This window comes from Micromonospora avicenniae (assembly GCF_900156065.1).
GTDB classification, from domain to species: domain Bacteria; phylum Actinomycetota; class Actinomycetes; order Mycobacteriales; family Micromonosporaceae; genus Micromonospora; species Micromonospora avicenniae.
This window is the reverse complement of the sequence record NZ_FTNF01000001.1, coordinates 288,426-307,143: the sequence shown is the minus strand read 5'-3', so window position 1 is coordinate 307,143 and position 18,718 is coordinate 288,426. Positions and strand designations below refer to the sequence as shown.

Genomic DNA, 18,718 nt, shown 5'->3' with positions numbered 1-18,718 from the left:
ACTGAGGCGGTGAAGCGCGCCACCCTCTGCCCGGAGCACCTGCTCCCGGAGCACGGGGTTCCGCCACCATGGCCGGGCCGGGAGGTCCGGCTCGACGGCATGGTCAGCTACGTCCGGGACACCCCGGCCACCGCCCCGGGCGCGGAGCAGGCCCTGTACGTGCACGGCTTGGGCGGCTCGTCCCAGAACTGGACCGACCTGGCCGGCCTGCTCGCCGTCCGGTTGCACGGCCAGGCGATCGACCTGCCCGGCTTCGGACGCAGCGAGCCCGGCCACCGTTACACGGTGCCGGCGTTCGCCGAGCGGCTGATCCGGTACATCGAGCATTCCGACCGGGGTGCCGTGCACCTCTTCGGGAACTCGCTCGGCGGGGCGGTCGCCGTGCAGGTCGCCGCGCTCCGTCCCGACCTGGTACGCACGCTGACCCTGATCTCTCCGGCGCTGCCGTTCCTCGATTTCCGGCGCTCGTTGCAGGGTCGGCTGCTGCCGCTGCTCGCGCTGCCCCAGGCGGAGCGGATGGCGGCGCGGCGGCTGACCGAGCTGGCGCCGGAGGCGCTGGTCGAGCAGTTGCTGGAGGCGTGTGTGGCCGACCTGAGCCGGATCTGCGAGCAACGCCGGCGGGAGGCACTGGAGGAGATCCAGCTGCGCTATCAGTCTGAGCACTACGCCGGCGTGTACGTCCGGACCTTCCGGGGGCTCGTCTCCAGCTTTCTGCGGTCGTACCTGCCCGGGCCGGGCTCGCTCTGGCGGCTGGCCCGGTCGGTGCGGGCGCCCACCCTGGTCGTGGGGGGCGGGCGTGACCGGCTGGTGGACGTCCGCGTCGCCCCGCAGGCGGCCCGGGTGATCCCCGACAGCCGACTGCTGATGTTGGGCCAGGTGGGGCATGTGGCGCAGATCGAGGCAGCCCGGCTGGTCGCCCGGGCGGTGCTGGGACTACTCACCGAAACGGGGGAGGGTGCAGAGCGTCACGATCTGGCACGCTGAGCCGGATGCCCAGCTCCGCGCCCCGCTCCGCCGGCGACCCGATGGTCCCGGCCGGTCGGTGCCCGGCCGATTCGCCAGGGTCCGCGCCGGGCCTGGCCGGCGGGGCGGCGGAATCCGGTCCGCGGAGTGGCGCGAACGGTACCCGCGGCCGGAGCGCCGTCGGGGCGCAGCTCCGCGGCCGGCGGTTCCAGGTGATCGCCCAGCTGTCGGTGGTGCTGCTCGCGATCGGGGCGGCGGTCACCGTGATCGTGCGGCACCAGGGTGTCGGTTCCCGGCCGGTACCGGCCGGTGCGGCGACGCGGCCGGTTGCCGCAGCGCCGCTGCCGTTGCTCGGTACGTCTCCGGCGACTCCGTCGCCGTCCACTTCGGCGTCTCCGGTGTTCCGGCTGCCGGGGCCCGTGCCCTCGGCCGGCACCGGCCGGTTCGGTTATGACGACCGCACCGGGCCGATCATGGGCGAGGCCGGCCGGGTGCAGCGCTACCGGGTCGCGGTCGAGTCGGGGAGCGGGGAGGACTCGGGCGGGTTCGCCCGGGCGGTGCAGGTCGCGTTCACCGGGCCGGGCAGTTGGGTGGACAGCGGCCGGTTGCGGCTGCGGCAGGTGGCCGGCAAGGCGGACGCCGACTTCACCGTGTACCTGGCGACGGCCCGCACGGCGGCACGGATGTGCGCGCAGGGCGGGGTGGACATCCGGATCGGCGGGCGTCCGTACACGTCCTGCCGAACGTCGGGGAAGGTCGTCATCAACCTCGACCGGTGGCGGCGCTCCGTTCCGCACTTCGTGGCGGCGAAGGTGCCGTTGTCGATCTACCGGCTGTATGTGATCAACCATGAGGTGGGGCACCAACTGGGCAATCGCCATGAGCGCTGCCCCGGCAAGGGCAGGGCGGCGCCGGTGATGATGCAGCAGACTCTCGCCCTCAAGGGGTGCCTCGCCAACCCGTGGCCGTACCGCGACGGCCGCCGGTACGCCGGGCCGCCGCTTTGACGCCGGCATCGGGAGCGGATGGCATAGCTTGTCCTGCAAAGATGCATTTTGTGTTTTTTGTCGACTTGACCCGGTAATCGGTTCGAGGCGGCATTAGCCTTGAACGTCACGTAATGGGTGATCGATCTGGCACCCTGAGGGCATGACGGCGTCCTCCTACGACACACCTGCTCCGTCTCGACGGCCGGAGAACGCGCGGCGCTCGGCGCGCCTGCGGTTGTACCGGCGTCGCCGCCGCAGCGTCCTGCTCGGGGTGGCGCTGCTCGTCGCGACCGCCGCCGGCATCGCCGTGACCCGCGCCGGTACGCCGCCGGCGCCCTCGCCGGTAGCGGATCCGCTGCCTCAGAGCGGCGGGGCCGGGGCGCACGAGGCGCCACGCGAGGTTCCGCACGTCGTGCCCTCGTACGGCGCAGGCCGGTTCGTCACCGCCACCGGTGGCACCCCGGTGCGGGGCGAGGGCGGTCCGTTGCGCCGCTACCACGTCGCGGTGGAGGAGGGCGGCGGTCAGGACGCCGACGCGTTCGCGGCGAGCGTGGACGAGACACTCGCCGACCCGCGCAGTTGGATCGCCTCGGGCGAACTGCGGGTGCAGCGGGTGGCGGAAGCGGCGGAGGCCGACTTCACCGTCTACCTCGCCACCCCGGTCACCTCCGAACAGATGTGCGCCGAGGGTGGGTTGAGCACCGAGGCGTACACCTCCTGCCGCCTGCCCGGGCAGGTCATCATCAACCTGGCCCGTTGGATGGAGGCGGTACCCGACTACGGCGCGCCGCTGTCTGTCTACCGGACCTACGTGATCAACCACGAGGTCGGGCACGAGTTCGGGCAGGCGCACGAGTCCTGCCCCGAGCCGGGCAGCCCGGCACCGGTCATGCAGCAGCAGACGTACGGGCTGGAAGGCTGCCTCGCCAACGCCTGGCCGTACCTGGACGGCCTCCGGTACCGGGGCGAGATCGTCCCGTAGCCGACGCCCCGGGTGGCGGAGCCCGGCAAACCGCCCATCGGCGGGCGGGGCGCGGCGACCTGCCGCGTTATTCCCCTCCCGAATGACGGGCGGCGTGTCCTCCCTCATGGCCGACCCGTCCGGTGCCGAGTGACAATGGCCGGGTTCGCACCGCCGATCCCGGGGAGTCCATCGTGTCGTTGCCCCCGCTCGTCGAGCCCGCCGCCGAGCTGACAGTTGACGAGATCCGCCGCTACTCGCGCCACCTGATCATCCCCGACGTCGGCGTCGAGGGGCAGAAGCGGTTGAAGAACGCCCGGGTGCTCTGCGTGGGCGCCGGCGGTCTCGGCTCACCGGCCCTCATGTACCTCGCCGCCGCCGGCGTCGGCACGCTGGGCATCATCGACTTCGACACCGTCGACGAATCCAACCTCCAGCGCCAGATCATCCACGGCGTCTCCGACGTCGGCCGGTCCAAGGCCGAGTCGGCCGCCGCGAGCATCCGCGAGATCAACCCGCTGGTCAAGGTGGAGATCCACAACACCGCGCTCGACCGGGACAACGTCCGGGAGATCTTCTCCCAGTACGACCTGATCGTCGACGGCACCGACAACTTCGCCACCCGCTACATGGTCAACGACGCGGCGGTGCTGCTCGGCAAGCCGTACGTCTGGGGCTCGATCTACCGCTTCGACGGCCAGGCGTCGGTCTTCTGGGCCGAACACGGCCCCTGCTACCGCTGCCTCTACCCGGAGCCCCCGCCACCCGGCATGGTGCCCTCCTGCGCAGAGGGCGGCGTGCTGGGTGTCCTCTGCGCGTCGATCGGCTCGATCCAGGTCAACGAGGCGATCAAACTGCTCGCCGGCATCGGTGAGCCGCTGGTCGGCGGCCTGATGGTCTACGACGCCCTGGAGATGTCGTACCGCAAGATCAAGGTCCGCAAGGACCCGGACTGTGTGCTCTGCGGCGAGAACCCGACCGTCACCGACCTGCTGGAGGACTACGAGGACTTCTGCGGCGCCGTGTCGGTGGAGGCCCAGGAGGCGGTGGTCGACTCGACCATCACCGCACTGGAGCTCAAGGAGTGGCAGGACGCCGGCAAGGACATCTTCCTGGTCGACGTCCGGGAGCCGGCCGAGTACGAGATCGTCCGCATTCCCGGCGCGACCCTGATCCCCAAGGGCGAGATCATCTCCGGCGAGGCGCTCTCGCGCCTCCCGCAGGACCGGCAGATCGTGCTGCACTGCAAGTCCGGCGTCCGCTCCGCCGAGGCGCTCGCCGCGCTCAAGGCCGCCGGATTCCGGGACGCGGTGCACGTCCAGGGCGGCGTGCTCTCCTGGATCAAGCAGATCGATCCGGCGCTGCCCGCGTACTGACCGACCGGCCGGGTCGGGGCGGGCTGTGACCGCCCCGACCTCGGCCGATCCTCCGAGGCGGAATCGCGTTTACGCAGGTAGCGTGTCCGCCGTGGTCGATTTGGATGCCGCCATCGGGTTCGTGGTGGCGCACGGGGACGCGGTGGAACGCGCCCGCCTCTCCCGGCTGCGCACCGGAGCGCCGGTGCCGGTCGAGCTGATCGAGCGGGCCGAGTTCGGGCAGACGCCGGACGGAGGTTGGCCGGCGATCCTCGACGGCCCGATCGGTTCGGTCGACGCCACCTGCTTCCGCCTCGCCGAGCTGGACGATCTGGGCGGGCTCGGTCGACCGGCGGCCCGGCACGCCCTGGACTGGCTCGCCACCCGGCAGTTGGCCGACGGTGGTTGGGAGGAGGACCCGGCGCTGGCCGACGTCGCGCCGGAGTGGGCCCGACCCGGTGACCCGGAGGCCCGTCTCTACCTCACCGCCAACGCCGGCTTCTGGCTGACCGTCGCCGGGCTCGACGCCCGGTCCGCCGGCCCACTCGATCACCGGGTCGGCGGGGCGTACGCCGGGGTGGTGCAGGCGGCCGCACAGGCCGTCGCCGAGCGGGTCGGCCCCGACGGGAGTTGGCCGTCGTTCCTGCCGACCGGCTGGCTGAGCGCCGCGGTGCTGCACCGCCAGGGCATGTACGACGAGTCGGCCCGGATCCAGACGGTGCTGGCCGAGCGGATCCCGCAGATGTCCCCGGCGGACACCGCCTGGCTCGCCGCGACACTCCGCCGCGTCGAGATCGGCGAGGAGCAGTGGCTTCTCGTGTCCGCCCGGCGCCGGCTCGCCGAGACCCAACGCAGCGACGGCGGCTGGGACAGCGACGACGGTCACCAGTTCGACGTGCACACGACGCTGCGGGCCATCCGCGCCTGCATCACCCCGCCCACCGGTGCGGCGACCGTGACGACGGAGGCGGCCGCCGCCGCGGAGTGAGCGCGGCGGCCGTCGCGGCGTCGTCCCCGCCGACTTCTCTCCCGTCCGCCGATCAGCCGCGCAGGTGGCCGTCGCCGGTCACGACGTACTTGGTGCTGGTCAGCTCCGGCAGCCCCATCGGGCCGCGCGCGTGCAGCTTCTGCGTGGAGATGCCGATCTCCGCGCCGAAGCCGAACTCGCCGCCGTCGGTGAACCGGGTGGAGGCGTTCACCATCACCGCCGCCGCGTCCACCCGGGCCACGAACTCGCGGGCCGCCGTGGTCGAGTCGGTGACGATCGCCTCGGTGTGCCCGGTGCCGTAGCGCCGGATGTGCGCGACCGCGGCGTCGAGGGTGTCGACGACGGCCACCGAGATGTCCGCGGAGAGGTACTCGGTGGCGAAGTCCTCCTCGGTCGCCGTCACCACGGCGGTCGAGTGCGCGGCGACTCGCTCGTCGCCGTGCACGGTCACCCCCGCCTCGGCGAACGCGGCCAGCATCGGGGGCAGGAAGGCGTCCGCGACCGCCGCGTGCACGAGCAGCGACTCGGCGGTGTTGCAGGTGGAGAGCCGCTGCGTCTTCGCGTTCAAGGTGATCGCCACGGCCTTCGACACGTCGGCGGCGGCATCGACGTACACGTGGCAGTTGCCGACCCCGGTCTCGATCACCGGGACGGTCGACTCCTCGACCACGGTGCGGATCAGCGACGCGCCACCGCGCGGGATCAGCACGTCGACCAGGCCGCGGGCCCGCATCAACTCCTTCACCGAGTCGCGGGAGGCGGCGTCGAGCAACTGCACGGCGTCGGCCGGCAGCCCTGCTCCGGCGACAGCGTCGCGCAGCACCGCGACCAGTGCCGCGTTGGAGTTGGCGGCGGAGGAGGAGCCACGCAGCAGCGCCGCGTTGCCCGACTTCAGGCAGATCCCGGCGGCGTCGACTGTCACGTTCGGGCGGGCCTCGTAGATGATCCCGACCACCCCGAACGGCACCCGGATCTGCCGCAGTTCCAAGCCGTTGGGCAGGGTCGAGCCGCGTACCACCTCGCCGACCGGGTCGGGCAGCGCGGCCATCTGCCGCAGCGCGTCGGCGATGCCGGCCACCCGATCCTCGTCGAGGGCGAGCCGGTCGAGCACGGCCGCGCTCAGCCCGGCCTCCCGCCCCGCCGCCAGGTCCGCCTCGTTCGCGGCGAGGATCTCGGGCGTACGCGCCACCAGCGCGTCGGCCATCGCGTGCAGCGTGGCGTCCTTTGTCGTACGCGTCGCGACGGCCAGCGCCTCCGCCGCCACCCGCGCCCGACGGGCCTGCTCGGTCACGCTCATCCCACCACTCCGCTTCGCTCCGTGCCGTCCTGAGTCACTCTTGCCCTGTGTCGATGATTCGCTCGCTGCCGAGTTCACAGCAAAACCAGGTCGTCGCGGTGTACGACCTCGCGTTCGTACGCCGGGCCGAGCGCCGCGGCGAGTTCCGGAGTGGAGCGACCCAGCAGCCCGGGCAACTCCACCGCGTCGTAGTTGACCAGCCCCCGGGCCACCGGTGCCCCCTGGGAGTCCACCAGGTCCACCGGGTCTCCCGCGGTGAACGCCCCGTCGACCGCCGTGATGCCGGCCGGCAGCAGCGACTTGCGCCGCCCGACCACTGCGGCGACCGCACCCTCGTCCAGATGCAGCCGACCTCGGGGCGACGTCGCGTGCGCGAGCCAGAACAGCCGTGCCGCGGGCCGCTGGCGCCTCGGGTGGAAGAAGGTGCCGACCGCCTCGCCGGCCAGCGCCGGGGCGGCCAGCGGTGCGGCGGTGAGCACGACGGGGATGCCGAAACCGGTGGCGATCCGGGCCGCCTCGACCTTCGTCACCATGCCGCCGGTGCCGACTCCGGCGCGGCCGGTGCCGCCGATCGTGACGCCCGTCAGGTCCTCCTCGCTGCGCACCTCGCTGATCCGGGTGGAGTCGGGTCGGCTGGGGTCGCCGGTCCAGAGCGCGTCGACGTCGGAGAGCAGCACCAGCAGGTCGGCCTGGACGAGCGCGGCGACCAGCGCGGCCAGCCGGTCGTTGTCGCCGAACCGGATCTCCTCGGTGGCCACCGTGTCGTTCTCGTTGACGATCGGCACCGCCCGCAGGTCGAGCAGCTTGCGCAGGGTCCGGTACGCGTTGCGGTAGTGCGCCCGGCGGGTGACGTCGTCGACGGTGAGCAGCACCTGCCCCACCGTCCGGTGGTGCCGGGCGAAGCCGGCCGCGTACCGGCCGATCAGAAGGCCCTGCCCGACGCTGGCCGCGGCCTGCTGGGTGGCCAGGTCGCGCGGGCGGCGGGACAGCCCCAGCGGGGCCAGACCGGCTGCGATCGCGCCGGAGGAGACCAGCACGACCTCCCGGCCGTCGGCCGTGAGCGCCCCGAGGGCGTCGACCAGCGCGTCGACCCGCTCACCGGCCAGGCCGCCGGTCGCCGTGGTCAACGAGGAAGACCCGATCTTGACGACGACCCGCCGGGCCCCCGTTACCGCTTCACGCACAACGACCATTCTGCGTGGTCAAGGCGGCGTCGCCCCGCCGCGTTCCCATAGTGTGGCGCGCTGTGACACCTGACGAGTACGTCGAAGCGGTGCTGGATCTGGTCGAGCGGATCCCACCGGGCCGGGTGATGTCGTACGGGGCGGTGGCCGATGCGCTCGCGGAGCGGTCCGGTCGGTCCTCGGCCCGGCTGGTGGGCAACATAATGGCTCGTCACGGCGGCGCGGTGCCCTGGCATCGGGTGGTCAACTCGGCGGGGCGACTGCCGCCGGGGCACGAGCGGGAGGCCCGGGCCCGGTTGCGTGCGGAGGGGACGCCGCTGCGCGGCGTCGGGGTGGACATGACGGCGGCCAGTTGGTCGCCGGGGTCGGCCGGCACCGGCGAGGGCCCGTAGCGGCCGGAGAGCGGATGTGACCGACGCCATAATGTGAGTAGCATTCGGCGCCATGGACGCGCCGCCGGCCGGCCCGGCCTCCGTCCCGGGCGCACTGCCGCGCCGGGTGCACCTCGGCTACGCGCTCGGCTCGCTCGCCACCGGTGCCTTCGGCACCGTGCCCGGTCTGCTGCTGCTGCCGTACCTCACCGACACGCTCGGAGTGGCCGCCGGGCTGGCCGCGCTGCTGGTGCTCGGGCCGAAGGCGTGGGACGTGCTGGTGAACCCGGTGGCCGGTCGCATCTCCGACCGCACCGGGTCGCGCTGGGGTCCCCGCCGCCCGTACCTGCTGCTCGCCGGTCTCGCGCTCGCCCTGCTCTTCGCCGGCATCTTCGCCGCGCCGTTCGGGACGGAGCGCGCGGCCGGGGCGTACGTGGCGGCGGCCTTCCTCGCCACGGCCACCGCGTTCGCCTTCTTCCAGGTGCCGTACGTGGCGATGCCGGCCGAGCTGACCGAGGACTACGCCGAGCGCACCCGGCTGATGACCTGGCGGATCGCCGTGCTGGCCCTCGCCATCCTGGTCTCCGGGGCGGTCGCCCCGATCGTGGTGACCGCGGGCGGCGAAGGGCTCGCTGGGCACCGGTGGATGGGCCTCTTCGTCGCGTCGCTGATCGCGGTCGGCGCGGTCGGCGCGTTCGCCGGCACCCGGGCGGCGCCGACCGGGCAGGTACGCGGGAGCGAGCCCACGCTCCGCGCCCAGTTGGCGGTCGCCGGCCGGAACCGTGCGTTCCGGGCACTGCTGGTCTGCTTCGTGGTCCAGTCCGCCGGCGTCGCCACCATCCTGGCCGGGGTCAACTACTTCGCCGACCAGATCCTGCGGGACCCGCAGACCGGGGCGACCCTGCTGTTCGCCTGTTTCGTCGGGCCGGCGCTGCTGGTGATGCCGCTCTGGACCCGGATCGGCGCCCGGGTCGGCAAACTCCGTGCCCTGGTCGCGGCGTCCCTGCTGCTCGTGGTGGGCGTGGCCGCGCTGGCGGCCGCGCCGCTGGTGCCGGCGGCCGCGGTCTACCCGGTGGTCGCCCTGGTCGGTGCCGGGTACGCGGGCCAGCAGGTCTTCGCGCTCGCGATGCTGCCCGACTGCATCAGCTGGGACGAGGCGCGCACCGGCCGGCGGCAGGCCGGCGTCTTCACCGGGATCTGGACGGCGGGGGAGACCCTCGGGCTGGCGCTCGGACCGGGCATCTACGGGCTGGTGCTGCAGCTCTCCGGCTACGTCTCCTCCGACACCGGAACGGCAGCGGCGCAGTCCGGCACCGCCCGCCTCGGCATCCTGCTCGGCTTCACGGTGATCCCCGCTCTGCTGGTGGCCGCACCGCTGATCCTCCTGCGCCACTACGACCTACCCGCCGCGCCGGACACCGGCGCCGATCAGCCAGTCGTGGCGGGAACGAGAACCCACGAGCCACCCGGAAGGGGCGTCACCACCTCATGACCGACGAGCGGACCGACGCAAGCGCGCTGCCGGAGCACGGAATCCCCGCCGAGCGGGTGCTCGACGAGATCCGTCTGCTGCGTGCGCAGGATCGACCGACGCACGGTGGGCAGCTCTTCGCGTACGTCTACGACCCGGCCGTGCCCGGCCTGGACGAGTTGGCCGCCACGGCGCACGCGGCCGGCGCGCACGTCAACGGGCTTGATCCGACCGCGTTCCCGTCCCTGCTGGCCATGGAGAACGCCCTGGTCGGTGCGGCGGCCGGCCTGCTCGGTGGTGGACCCGGCAGCACCGCGCCGGACGTGGTCGGCAGCGTCACCAGCGGCGGCACCGAGTCGCTGATCCTGGCGGTCAAGGCGGCCCGGGACGCCCACCCGGAGATCACCACGCCCCGGCTCGTGGTGCCGGCGAGCGGGCACGCGGCCTTCGCCAAGGCGGCCCACTACCTGCGGGTGGCGCTCGACGTGGTGCCGGTCGACCCGAAGACGCTGCGCCCCGACCCGGCCGAGACTGCCGCCGCTCTCGGGCCGGACACCGTGCTGGTGGCCTGCTCCGCACCGTCGTACGCGCACGGCGTGATCGATCCGGTCGCCGAGATCGCCGCAGCGGCCTCGGCGGCGGGGGTGCGCTGCCACGTGGACGCCTGCTTCGGTGGCTGGACACTGCCGTACCTGCGTCGGCTCGGTGCGCCCGTACCGGCGTTCGACTTCGGGGTGCCCGGGGTCACCTCGATCTCGGTCGACCTGCACAAGTACGCGTACGCGCCGAAGGGCGTCTCCGTGCTGCTGCACCGTGATCCGGCACTGCGCGCCCCGCAGTACTTCGCGTACGCCGACTGGCCCGGCTACACGATGATCAACCCGACGATCGCCTCGACGCGTTCGGGCGGCCCCATCGCCGCGGCGTACGCCACCCTGCGGCACCTCGGCGACGACGGCTACCTGCGCCTGGCGGCAGCGACCCGGAAGGCGGTGGCCGAGTTGACCGAAGCCGTACGCGGCGTACCCGGGCTGCGACTGATGGCCGAGCCGGAGTCCACTGTCGTCTGTTTCACCGCCACCGACCCGGAACTCGATTTGTTCGTGCTGGTCGACGAGCTGACCGCCCGGGGCTGGCACACCCAGCCGCAGCTGTCGTACGCCGGGCTGCCGGCCAGCGTGCACCTCACGGTGACCGCGGCGGTGGCCCCCCGGGTGGGCGAGTTCGGCCCGGCGCTGGCCGAGGCGGCGAAAGCCGCCCGGGCAGCCGGCCCGGTCGTGCTGCCCGAGGAGCTGCTCACCCTCGCCGGCACGCTCACCCCGGAGGCGCTCACCCCCGAACTGGTGGGTGGGCTCGCCACCGGCCTGGGCCTGGCGGGCTCCGCCGGTGCCCTGCCCGGACGGATGGCGCTGGTGAACACGCTGCTCGACGCCGCGCCCCCGGCCCTGCGGGAGCGGCTGCTGGTGGAGTTCGTCGGCCTGCTCCAGCGGCCCAGCTGGTGACCGGCGACGCTCCGCCTACCCGTGGGATCACCGGGTGACCCGCCGCCGGCCGTCCGGGGTGGCCGGCGGCTGTGGTTGACTGGGCCGAAGGTTCGGGAAGGGGGCGTTCGTGCAGCTGCCGGCAGTGCTCGGCGAGCCGATCCGGTTCGTGCTGAACTGGGGCCGCCGCTACTCGCTCTGGGTCTTCAACTTCGGCCTGGCCTGCTGCGCGATCGAGTTCATCGCGACGAGCATGAGCCGGCACGACTTCATGCGGCTCGGGGTGATCCCATTCGCGCACGGTCCCCGTCAGGCTGACCTCATGGTGGTCTCCGGGACGGTGACGGACAAGATGGCCCCGGCGATCAAGCGGCTCTACGACCAGATGCCCGAGCCGAAGTACGTCATCTCGTTCGGCGCCTGCTCAAACTGCGGCGGCCCCTACTGGGACTCGTACTCGGTCACCAAGGGCGTCGACCAGCTCATTCCGGTCGACGTCTACGTGCCCGGCTGCCCACCCCGGCCGGAGGCGCTGCTGCACGGCATCCTGCGTCTGCAGGAGAAGATCGCCGCCGAGCAGTCCGGCCCCGGCGGAGTGTCCCGCCCCGACCTGCTCGCCGCCCCGGTCGACGCCGCGCCGAGCGACGGCGCCGTCCCGCGCTCGGTGGCGTCGCTCACCGCCCCGCCGGTACGCCCACCCGCGGGCTGACCGCCGCCCCGCCGGCCGTTCCGGCGGTCCCCGCCCAGGCCGAGCGCCCGGCCGGACCGAGCAGTTGGCGGAGGGGGACTAGCCTGCGCACATGAGCAGCTCAGGGCAGCGTCGCGCCGCCCACATCATCGACGTGTTGATCGCGGAGTTCGGGGCGTCGATGGCGCTCGACCCCGCCGCCTTCCGCCGCAAGTTCCGCAAGATGGCCGCCTCTCCGTTCGCCTTCTACCGGGGCAGCGCCGCGCTCTTCTACGCCGACCAGCGCGGCGACTTCGCCGACGACCGGTTCCTCGACGAGCGCACCAGCCGGGTGTGGATCCACGGTGACCTGCACGCCGAGAACTTCGGCACCTACATGAACGCCTCCGGGCAGCTGGTGTTCAACGTCAACGACTTCGACGAGGCGTACGTGGGGCCGTTCACGTGGGATCTGAAGCGCTTCGCGGCCAGTGTGGCGCTGCTCGGCTACGCCAAGGCGCTCTCCGACCGGGCGATCACCGAACTGGTCACCGGGTTCGCCCGCTCGTACCTCACCGAGTTGCGCGCGATCGCCGCGGGCGGCGACGACGCGATCGGCTCGATCACGCTCGACAACGCCGACGGTGTGCTGCGCCAGGTGCTTCAGCAGGCCCGGCTCTACACCCGCGTCGACCTGCTCGCCACGCAGACCACCATCGACAACTACGAGCGGCGGTTCTCCCTCGGCGACGGTGTGTACGAGGTCGACGACGGCACCCGGGAGGCGGTCGGCGCCGCCTTCGAGGCTTACCTCGGCACGCTGCCCGTCTCCTCGGCCCGGCTGCGTCCGGTCGAGACCCGGATCAAGGACGTGGTGCTGCGCAAGGGCGTGGGCATCGGCTCGGCCGGGTTGCCGTCGTACAACCTGCTGCTGGAGGGGCACACCCAGGCGCTGGAGAACGACGTCGTCATCTACATTAAGCAGGCCCAGGTGCCCGCGGTGGCGCGGCACATCCCCGACGAGTCGATCCGCGCCTACTTCCAGCACCAGGGGCACCGGACGGCCGAGTCGCAGCGGGCGTTGCAGGCGCACGCCGACCCGTGGCTGGGCTTCACCGAGCTGGGCGGGGTCGGCCAGCTGGTCGCCGAGGTCTCGCCGTACGCCGCTGACCTGGACTGGGCGGATGTCAACGAACCGGATGAGCTGGCCGGGGTGCTGTCCGACCTGGGCCGGGCGGTGGCCCGGATGCACTCCGTCGCTGACGACGAGTCCAGCCATGATCTGGTCGACTACTCCACGGAGGAGGCGATCATCACGGCGGTGGACCGGGACGAGTCGAGTTTCGTGAGCCACCTGGTGGAGTTCGCCCACGCGTACGGGCTGCGCGCCCGGGAGGACCACCAGCTCTTCGTGGACCTGTTCCGCAACGGCCGGCTGCCCGGCATCTGAGCCGGACGCCCGGCATCTCAGCGGGCCGGCCGGCTTCTGAGCCGGCTGCCCGGGGCGCGGGTCAGACCGCGAACTCCAGCACCACCTTGATGTCGTCCGGCCCGTTCGTGTACGCGTCGGCGTACCCCGACACGGGCACCCGGCGGCTGATCAGGGAACTGAGCCACAGCGGGTCGGCCCGGCGGAGCGCGTCCGCGGCCAGTTCCCAGTGCCGCCGGTTGGCGTTCACCGAGCCGAAGACGACGTTGTTCTCCAGCACCAGCGACCGGTTGAGCGCACCGGCGTCGAAGTCGATGGTGCGCCCGCCGCTGGAGACCCCGGCCAGGCAGACGATGCCGTTCGGCGCGGCCTTGCACATCACCTCGAGCACCACGGTCGGCGCCCCGGTGCACTCCAGCACGACGTCCGGCTCGAAGTCCAGTTCGTGGACCGGCACCGAATGGTAGGTAGCACCCAGCGCGTGAACCAGTTCCGGCTTCGGGCCGCTGGTGGCGAGGTCGAGCACGTGCACGGAGAACCCGCGCTGGGCGGCGAGCAGGGCGGCGAGCAGGCCGATCGGGCCGGCGCCCGTGACCAGGACGATCTTCGGCTGCCAGACGGCCCGCTGGCCGATCCGTTCGATGTGGTCCCACGCCTTCGCGACGACGCTGGTCGGTTCGAGCAGCATGCCGACCTGGCCGAGCGCCCGGTCCAACGGGACGGCGTACGGGGGCTGTACCCGCCAGCGGTCCCGGGCGAATCCGGGCAGCGCCTTGATGCCGTGCTCCGTGTAGCGGCCGTTGCGGCACATGTCCCACTCGCCGACCGCGCAGTTCGGGCAGGGCACCGGGTCCGGATGCCGGACGATCCCGGCCACCAGGTCGCCCGGCTGAAGGGTGCCGGTCGGGTCCTCCAGCACCCGGCCCAGCGACTCGTGCCCGATCACCAGGCGCCGTTCGCCCGGGGGCGCCTCGCCGTACTCGCCGGCGATGATCTCGTGATCAGTGCCGCAGATGCCGATGGCCAGGGACTCGACCAGGATCGATCCCTCCTCGGGGGCCGGTTCCGGGTAGTCCTCGATCAACTCCAGCGAGTTGGCGGTCCCGGGGGCCACAGTCACAGCGCGCACGTCTGTCATCTTCGCCCCTCCGCCGACCTCCCGAAGGGCAAAGCGGCAGATCATTGCTTGGGCGTATCCGGACGAACCCGCCCTGCCGGACCGCCGCCTGGTGCTCGGCTCGCTCGGGCGGGCCTCATGAAGCAGGCCCTAGGATCAGCGCATGACTCCGGAAGAGGTCGGCAGCCGGATGGCCACGCTGCTCGCGCCGGCCGAGACCACCCCCTCGGTCTCCGGTGGTGCCAGGCATGCCCGCGCCACGGTGGACGTGCCGCTGGCCAGCTGGCGGGACGCCGTCCGTACCGCCCGCGACGACGCGGAGCTGAACTGCGACTTCTTCGACTGGCTCTCGGCCGTGGACGAGCTTGCCGGGGGGTTCGACGTGGTGGCGCACCTCTGGTCGACCCGGCATCGGCACGGCCTGTTGCTGCGTACCCGGGTCCCGCGCGAGGCGTCCACGGTCGCCTCGGTGGTCGACCTCTACCCAGGAGCGGACTGGCACGAGCGGGAGACGCACGAGATGTTCGGCATCGACTTCGCCGGTCACGCCGGGCTGCGTCCGCTGCTGCTGCCGCCGGAGTTCGAGGGGCATCCGCTGCGCAAGGAGTTCGTGCTGGCCTCCCGGGTGGCCAAACCGTGGCCGGGAGCCAAGGAGCCGGGCGAGTCCGAGGCGGGCGGCGGCCGACGACCGATCCGCCCGCCGGGTGTGCCCGCGCCCGGGGAGTGGGGTACCACGCCCACCCCGGCCGGCGCCGGCGGTGCGGGCGAGGGGCGGCGTGGCGGCACGCCGGCTCGCCCGGCCGGTGACCGGCCCGCGCGACCGGCCCCGGGGGCCCGTGCCGGGCGTACCGGCCGACCGGCCCCGACCGACGGCGGCCCGGCGGCCCGCCGCGGTTCGGCCACGACGCCTGACCTCCCCGGAGCGACCGACGGCGGCCCGGCGGCCCGCCGCGGTTCGGCCACGACGCCTGACCTCCCCGGAGCGACCGACGGCGGCCCGGCGGCCCGCCGCGGTTCGGCCACGACGCCTGACCTCCCCGGAGCGACCGACGGCGGCCCGGAGGCCGCCGGAGGCCCGGCGGCGTCCGGCGGATCGGGTGGGGCGACCGCCGCCGAGGGGTCGAGCCCGACGGCTGGTGGTCCGGCAGCGGACCACGCGGCGCGCCCGACGACCCCGCCCGGTGAGGTCGGCCGCACCGGCGACGACAGGGACGCATCCTGATGCCGATCTGGTTGGAGCTGCTGATCCGGGTCGCAGCGGTGCTGGTCGCCTTCCTCGTCCTGCCGCTGCTGGTCGGACAGGCCGAGCACAAGGTGATGGCGCACATGCAGGGCCGGCTCGGCCCGATGTACGCGGGCGCGTTCCACGGCTGGGCGCAGCTCGTCGCCGACGGGCTCAAGTTCGTGCAGAAGGAGGACGTCACTCCGCGCGACGCGGACCGGTCCGTCTTCCGCCTGGCGCCGGTGGTCGCGCTGGTGCCGTACCTGCTCGTGCTGCTGGTGATCCCGCTCGGCCCGAACGACCTGGTCGGGCAGCCGCTGGACGTCGGGCTCTTCTTCGTGCTCGCGGTGGTGGGTGTCGGGGTGCTGGCCGTGCTGATGTCGGCCTGGGCCTCGGCCAACAAGTACAGCCTGCTCGGCGGGTTGCGCGGGGCCGCGCAGCTGCTCGGCTACGAGCTGCCGTTGGTGCTGGCCGCGGCATCGGTGGCGATGGCGGCGGGGACGCTCAGCCTGTCGGGCATCGTCGAGGCGTGGCGGCCCTGGTGGCTGCTCTGGCAGGCGCCCGCGATGATCGTCTTCTTCATGGCCGGGCTCGCCGAGATCCGCCGTCCGCCGTTCGACATGCCGGTCGCCGACTCCGAGCTGGTCTTCGGCTACATGACGGAGTACACCGGGCTGCGCTTCGCGTTCTTCCTGCTGGCCGAGTACGTCGGCATCGTGGTGATCGCGGCGCTGACCACCGTGCTCTTCCTCGGTGGCTGGCACGGGCCGTTCGCCGACGACCAACTCGGCTGGCTCTGGACCCTGCTCAAGGTGTTCGCCGTCGCCTTCGTGATCATTTGGCTCCGGGTGTCGTACCCGCGGCTGCGGGAGGACCAGCTCCAGCGTCTCTGCTGGCTGGTCCTCGTTCCGGCGTCCCTGGCGCAGCTGGTCCTCACCGCCGCGGTCCGCGTCGCCCTGTGAGCCACCCCCCGCACGTCGGCGTACCGGCAGATTGAAGCCCCTCCGCGAGGGAGGGGCTTCACCGGCGAGCCTGCTCAGCGCAGCGGGGTGTGCGCGGGGTCGACCGGCTCCGCGGGCGGCGGAGGCGGGGTGCCGTCACCGAACGGACGGCCGCCGAGCGCCTCCCGGCCGTGCGGCGTGAGCCAGTTGGCCAGGTCGGGCCCGAGCGGCACGATGCCGGTCGGGTTGATGTCCCGGTGCACCTCGTAGTAGTGCCGCTTGATCTGGTCGAAGTCGACCGTGTCCCCGAAGCCGGGGGTCTGGAACAGGTCCCGGGCGTACGCCCACAGCACCGGCATCTCGGTGAGCTTCTGCCGGTTGCACTTGAAGTGGCCGTGGTAGACCGGGTCGAAACGCACAAGCGTGGTGAACAGCCGCACGTCGGCCTCGGTGATGGTGTCCCCGACCAGGTAGCGCTGGCCGGTCAGCCGCTCGCTCAACCAGTCCAGCCGGTCGAAGAGCCGGCGGTACGCCTTCTCGTACGCCTCCTGGCTGCCGGCGAACCCGCAGCGGTAGACGCCGTTGTTGACGTCCTTGAACACCAGCTTGTTGACCTCGTCGATCTCGCCACGCAGCCGCTCCGGGTAGAGGTCCGGCGCGCCCTCGCGGTGGTAGGCCGTCCACTCGGTGGAGAGGTCGAGACTCATCTGCGCGTAGTCGTTGGTCACCACCTGACCGGTCGGCACGTCCACCATCGCCGGCACGGTGATGCCCCGGTCGTAGCCGGGGAACCGCTTGAAGTAGGCGTCGGCCAGCCGCTCGATGCCGAGCACCGGGTCCCGCCCACCCGGGTCGAGGTCGAACGTCCAGCTGCGCTTGTCGTGCGTCGGGCCGGCCATCGCCATCGAGATGGCATCCTCCAGGCCCAGCAGCCGGCGGACGATGACCAGGCGGCTCGCCCAGGGGCAGGCCCGGCTGATCGCGAGCCGGTAGCGTCCCGGTTCCACCGGGTAGCCGTCCCGCCCGTCGGCGGTGATCCGGGTCGCGATGTACCGCTGGTCGCGGGTGAACTCACCACCCGGCTCCACGTACTTGCCGCCGGTGCGCAGCAGCACCTCCTCGTCGGTCTCGGTCCTGCCGCCCTCGCTGCTCGTACCCACGCCGCCCCTCCGATCCTGTCGCCTCGTCCCATTCTGGCGGCTCGACCGGCCGCCTGCGGGGCGACCGTCGCGAGCGGCGGCCGTTCCGCGCGGGCCGGCGCTACGCTGCCTCCTGTGATCGACACGGAGGCGGCGGCGCGGCGGTTCATCGCCGACGTGTGGAACGCCGGGCGCGAGGAGTCGGCGTACGAGCTGATCGCCCCTGACTGCCCGGGTCTGGGCGGCACCGGCCCGGAGGCGACCCTGGCCTGGCACCGGGACCGGCGGGCGGCGTTCCCCGATCTCCGTTACAAGATCGTCGACCTGGTCGCCGCCGGGGACCGGGTGGCCGTGCACTGGCGGGCGGCCGGCACCCAGGTGGGCCCGTTCGGGCCGGTGCCGCCGACGGGCCGGGTGGTCAGCTACTCCGGCGCGACGTTCCTGCGCTTCGACACCGCCGGTCGGATCGCCGACGTGTGGAGCGTCAACGAGCTGTTCCAGGTGCTCCAGCAGCTCGGCGTCGAGATGATCCCGCCACCGGGGTTCAGCGGCTCCGTGGCGTGATCCGGCTGATCGGCAGGTTGATCGGGAACGGCTCACCGGTGTCGACGAACTTCGTCCACCGGCCGGTCTCTGTGTAGACCTCGTTCACCGCGTCGACTCGATAGGTGACGATCTCCAGCGTGCCGTCCTCCGTCTCGACACGCCAATAGAACGGGATGCCGGCCTGGGCGTAGAGAGCCGGCTTCAGCACCCGGTCTATCGAGCGGGTACTCGGGGAGACGATCTCGATGGCGAGGACGACCTCATGCGGCTCGTACCGCGAAGGTTCGCGTGCCGCCGCAGCCGACGTGGTCACCAGTACGTCCGGAATGAAGGAGCGGGTGCGATTTATCCGAACCTCGACTCCCTGGGTGACGTCGTAGTCGTCGGGGCACTCGGCCTCGAGAGCGACGCCGAGACGCATCGCGATGGTTTGGTGAGTGCGGGTGGGGGAGGGAGACATCAGCAGCACTCCATCGAGCAGTTCCCGGCGGCGGCCATCCTCGGGCAGCGCATCCAGGTCGTCCGTCGTCCACCCGCCCTCGGGCGGATAGTCGCTCTGCAGCGCGGCGGTCATGACGGTTCCTTCCAGGCAGTCGT

General features: G+C 72.6%; 17 protein-coding genes and 1 pseudogene. 13 read left to right on the top strand and 5 right to left on the bottom strand.

The features are described from left to right. Positions 1-9 precede the first annotated feature (9 nt). The 5 genes from BXA10_RS01460 to BXA10_RS01440 all read left to right on the top strand — a co-directional run bounded on the left by BXA10_RS01460 (position 10) and on the right by BXA10_RS01440 (position 5,256). Complete coding sequence (locus BXA10_RS01460) at positions 10-984, top strand: alpha/beta fold hydrolase (protein ID WP_076466723.1); 975 nt, start codon at positions 10-12, stop codon at positions 982-984. A gap of 191 nt (positions 985-1,175) precedes the next feature. Beyond that, positions 1,176-1,970: a DUF3152 domain-containing protein gene (locus BXA10_RS01455; protein WP_245828087.1), complete on the top strand. Its 795-nt coding sequence runs from the start codon at positions 1,176-1,178 to the stop codon at positions 1,968-1,970. 142 nt (positions 1,971-2,112) lie between these two features. After that, positions 2,113-2,934 carry a DUF3152 domain-containing protein gene (locus BXA10_RS01450; RefSeq protein WP_076466722.1) on the top strand — a complete coding sequence of 274 codons (822 nt, stop codon included), beginning with the start codon at positions 2,113-2,115 and terminating at the stop codon, positions 2,932-2,934. 122 nt (positions 2,935-3,056) lie between these two features. Then, on the top strand, positions 3,057-4,289 hold the full coding sequence (gene moeZ / locus BXA10_RS01445; protein WP_425436006.1) for an adenylyltransferase/sulfurtransferase MoeZ: 1,233 nt from the start codon (positions 3,057-3,059) through the stop codon (positions 4,287-4,289). After that, positions 4,267-5,256 (top strand): prenyltransferase/squalene oxidase repeat-containing protein, encoded by a 990-nt coding sequence (locus tag BXA10_RS01440; protein ID WP_076466721.1) that lies wholly within the window; start codon positions 4,267-4,269, stop codon positions 5,254-5,256. Before moeZ ends, BXA10_RS01440 begins: the two co-directional genes overlap by 23 nt. Positions 5,257-5,308: 52 nt before the next feature. Here the strand turns inward: BXA10_RS01440 and BXA10_RS01435 are convergent, their stop codons facing one another. Both BXA10_RS01435 and proB read right to left on the bottom strand, forming a co-directional pair. After that, a complete protein-coding gene (locus BXA10_RS01435) occupies positions 5,309-6,553 on the bottom strand; it encodes a glutamate-5-semialdehyde dehydrogenase (RefSeq protein WP_076466720.1) in 1,245 nt (414 codons plus the stop codon). Between the two features lie 74 nt (positions 6,554-6,627). Beyond that, on the bottom strand, positions 6,628-7,737 hold the full coding sequence (proB, locus tag BXA10_RS01430) for a glutamate 5-kinase (RefSeq protein WP_076466719.1): 1,110 nt from the start codon (positions 7,735-7,737) through the stop codon (positions 6,628-6,630). Positions 7,738-7,799: 62 nt separating this feature from the next. Between proB and BXA10_RS01425 the strand changes: the two genes are divergently transcribed. The 5 genes from BXA10_RS01425 to BXA10_RS01405 all read left to right on the top strand — a co-directional run bounded on the left by BXA10_RS01425 (position 7,800) and on the right by BXA10_RS01405 (position 13,177). Next, on the top strand, positions 7,800-8,129 hold the full coding sequence (locus BXA10_RS01425; protein ID WP_076466718.1) for an MGMT family protein: 330 nt from the start codon (positions 7,800-7,802) through the stop codon (positions 8,127-8,129). Positions 8,130-8,181: 52 nt separating this feature from the next. Further along, positions 8,182-9,600 carry an MFS transporter gene (locus BXA10_RS01420; protein WP_076466717.1) on the top strand — a complete coding sequence of 473 codons (1,419 nt, stop codon included), beginning with the start codon at positions 8,182-8,184 and terminating at the stop codon, positions 9,598-9,600. Next, positions 9,597-11,081: a pyridoxal phosphate-dependent decarboxylase family protein gene (locus tag BXA10_RS01415; RefSeq protein ID WP_076466716.1), complete on the top strand. Its 1,485-nt coding sequence runs from the start codon at positions 9,597-9,599 to the stop codon at positions 11,079-11,081. The genes BXA10_RS01420 and BXA10_RS01415 overlap by 4 nt, the downstream gene beginning before the upstream one ends. Before the next feature lie 109 nt (positions 11,082-11,190). Next, positions 11,191-11,769 (top strand): NADH-quinone oxidoreductase subunit B, encoded by a 579-nt coding sequence (locus BXA10_RS01410; RefSeq protein WP_076466715.1) that lies wholly within the window; start codon positions 11,191-11,193, stop codon positions 11,767-11,769. Positions 11,770-11,860: 91 nt separating this feature from the next. Further along, on the top strand, positions 11,861-13,177 hold the full coding sequence (locus BXA10_RS01405; protein ID WP_076466714.1) for a DUF2252 domain-containing protein: 1,317 nt from the start codon (positions 11,861-11,863) through the stop codon (positions 13,175-13,177). A 61-nt stretch (positions 13,178-13,238) separates the two neighbouring features. Here the strand turns inward: BXA10_RS01405 and BXA10_RS01400 are convergent, their stop codons facing one another. Continuing rightward, positions 13,239-14,285, bottom strand: a complete 1,047-nt coding sequence (locus BXA10_RS01400) for a glucose 1-dehydrogenase (protein WP_175649075.1) — start codon at positions 14,283-14,285, stop codon at positions 13,239-13,241. Positions 14,286-14,436: 151 nt separating this feature from the next. Between BXA10_RS01400 and BXA10_RS32515 the strand changes: the two are divergent. Next, a pseudogene (locus BXA10_RS32515) lies at positions 14,437-15,036 on the top strand (NADH-quinone oxidoreductase subunit C); the annotation flags it as partial. A gap of 458 nt (positions 15,037-15,494) precedes the next feature. Next, positions 15,495-16,457 carry a complex I subunit 1/NuoH family protein gene (locus BXA10_RS01390; protein WP_076466712.1) on the top strand — a complete coding sequence of 321 codons (963 nt, stop codon included), beginning with the start codon at positions 15,495-15,497 and terminating at the stop codon, positions 16,455-16,457. 74 nt (positions 16,458-16,531) lie between these two features. Here the strand turns inward: BXA10_RS01390 and BXA10_RS01385 are convergent, their stop codons facing one another. Further along, on the bottom strand, positions 16,532-17,551 hold the full coding sequence (locus tag BXA10_RS01385) for a glutathione S-transferase family protein (RefSeq protein WP_139337872.1): 1,020 nt from the start codon (positions 17,549-17,551) through the stop codon (positions 16,532-16,534). A gap of 159 nt (positions 17,552-17,710) precedes the next feature. Here BXA10_RS01385 and BXA10_RS01380 point away from each other — a divergent pair, with 159 nt between their 5' ends. Beyond that, entirely contained in the window at positions 17,711-18,139 is a 429-nt protein-coding gene (locus tag BXA10_RS01380) for an ester cyclase (protein WP_076466710.1), read from the top strand. Here BXA10_RS01380 and BXA10_RS01375 read toward each other — a convergent pair. Continuing rightward, positions 18,120-18,695: a Uma2 family endonuclease gene (locus BXA10_RS01375; protein WP_076466709.1), complete on the bottom strand. Its 576-nt coding sequence runs from the start codon at positions 18,693-18,695 to the stop codon at positions 18,120-18,122. The genes BXA10_RS01380 and BXA10_RS01375 overlap by 20 nt on opposite strands. Positions 18,696-18,718: the final 23 nt, after the last annotated feature.

What these genes read in the sequence shown, in the direction of transcription:
- BXA10_RS01450 (WP_076466722.1), top strand. Translation starts at nt 2,113, where the DNA reads ATGACGGCGTCCTCCTACGACACACCTGCTCCGTCTCGACGGCCGGAG.
- BXA10_RS01435 (WP_076466720.1), bottom strand. Translation starts at nt 6,553, where the DNA reads ATGAGCGTGACCGAGCAGGCCCGTCGGGCGCGGGTGGCGGCGGAGGCG.
- BXA10_RS01420 (WP_076466717.1), top strand. Translation starts at nt 8,182, where the DNA reads ATGGACGCGCCGCCGGCCGGCCCGGCCTCCGTCCCGGGCGCACTGCCG.
- BXA10_RS01415 (WP_076466716.1), top strand. Translation starts at nt 9,597, where the DNA reads ATGACCGACGAGCGGACCGACGCAAGCGCGCTGCCGGAGCACGGAATC.
- BXA10_RS01405 (WP_076466714.1), top strand. Translation starts at nt 11,861, where the DNA reads ATGAGCAGCTCAGGGCAGCGTCGCGCCGCCCACATCATCGACGTGTTG.
- BXA10_RS01390 (WP_076466712.1), top strand. Translation starts at nt 15,495, where the DNA reads ATGCCGATCTGGTTGGAGCTGCTGATCCGGGTCGCAGCGGTGCTGGTC.
- BXA10_RS01375 (WP_076466709.1), bottom strand. Translation starts at nt 18,695, where the DNA reads ATGACCGCCGCGCTGCAGAGCGACTATCCGCCCGAGGGCGGGTGGACG.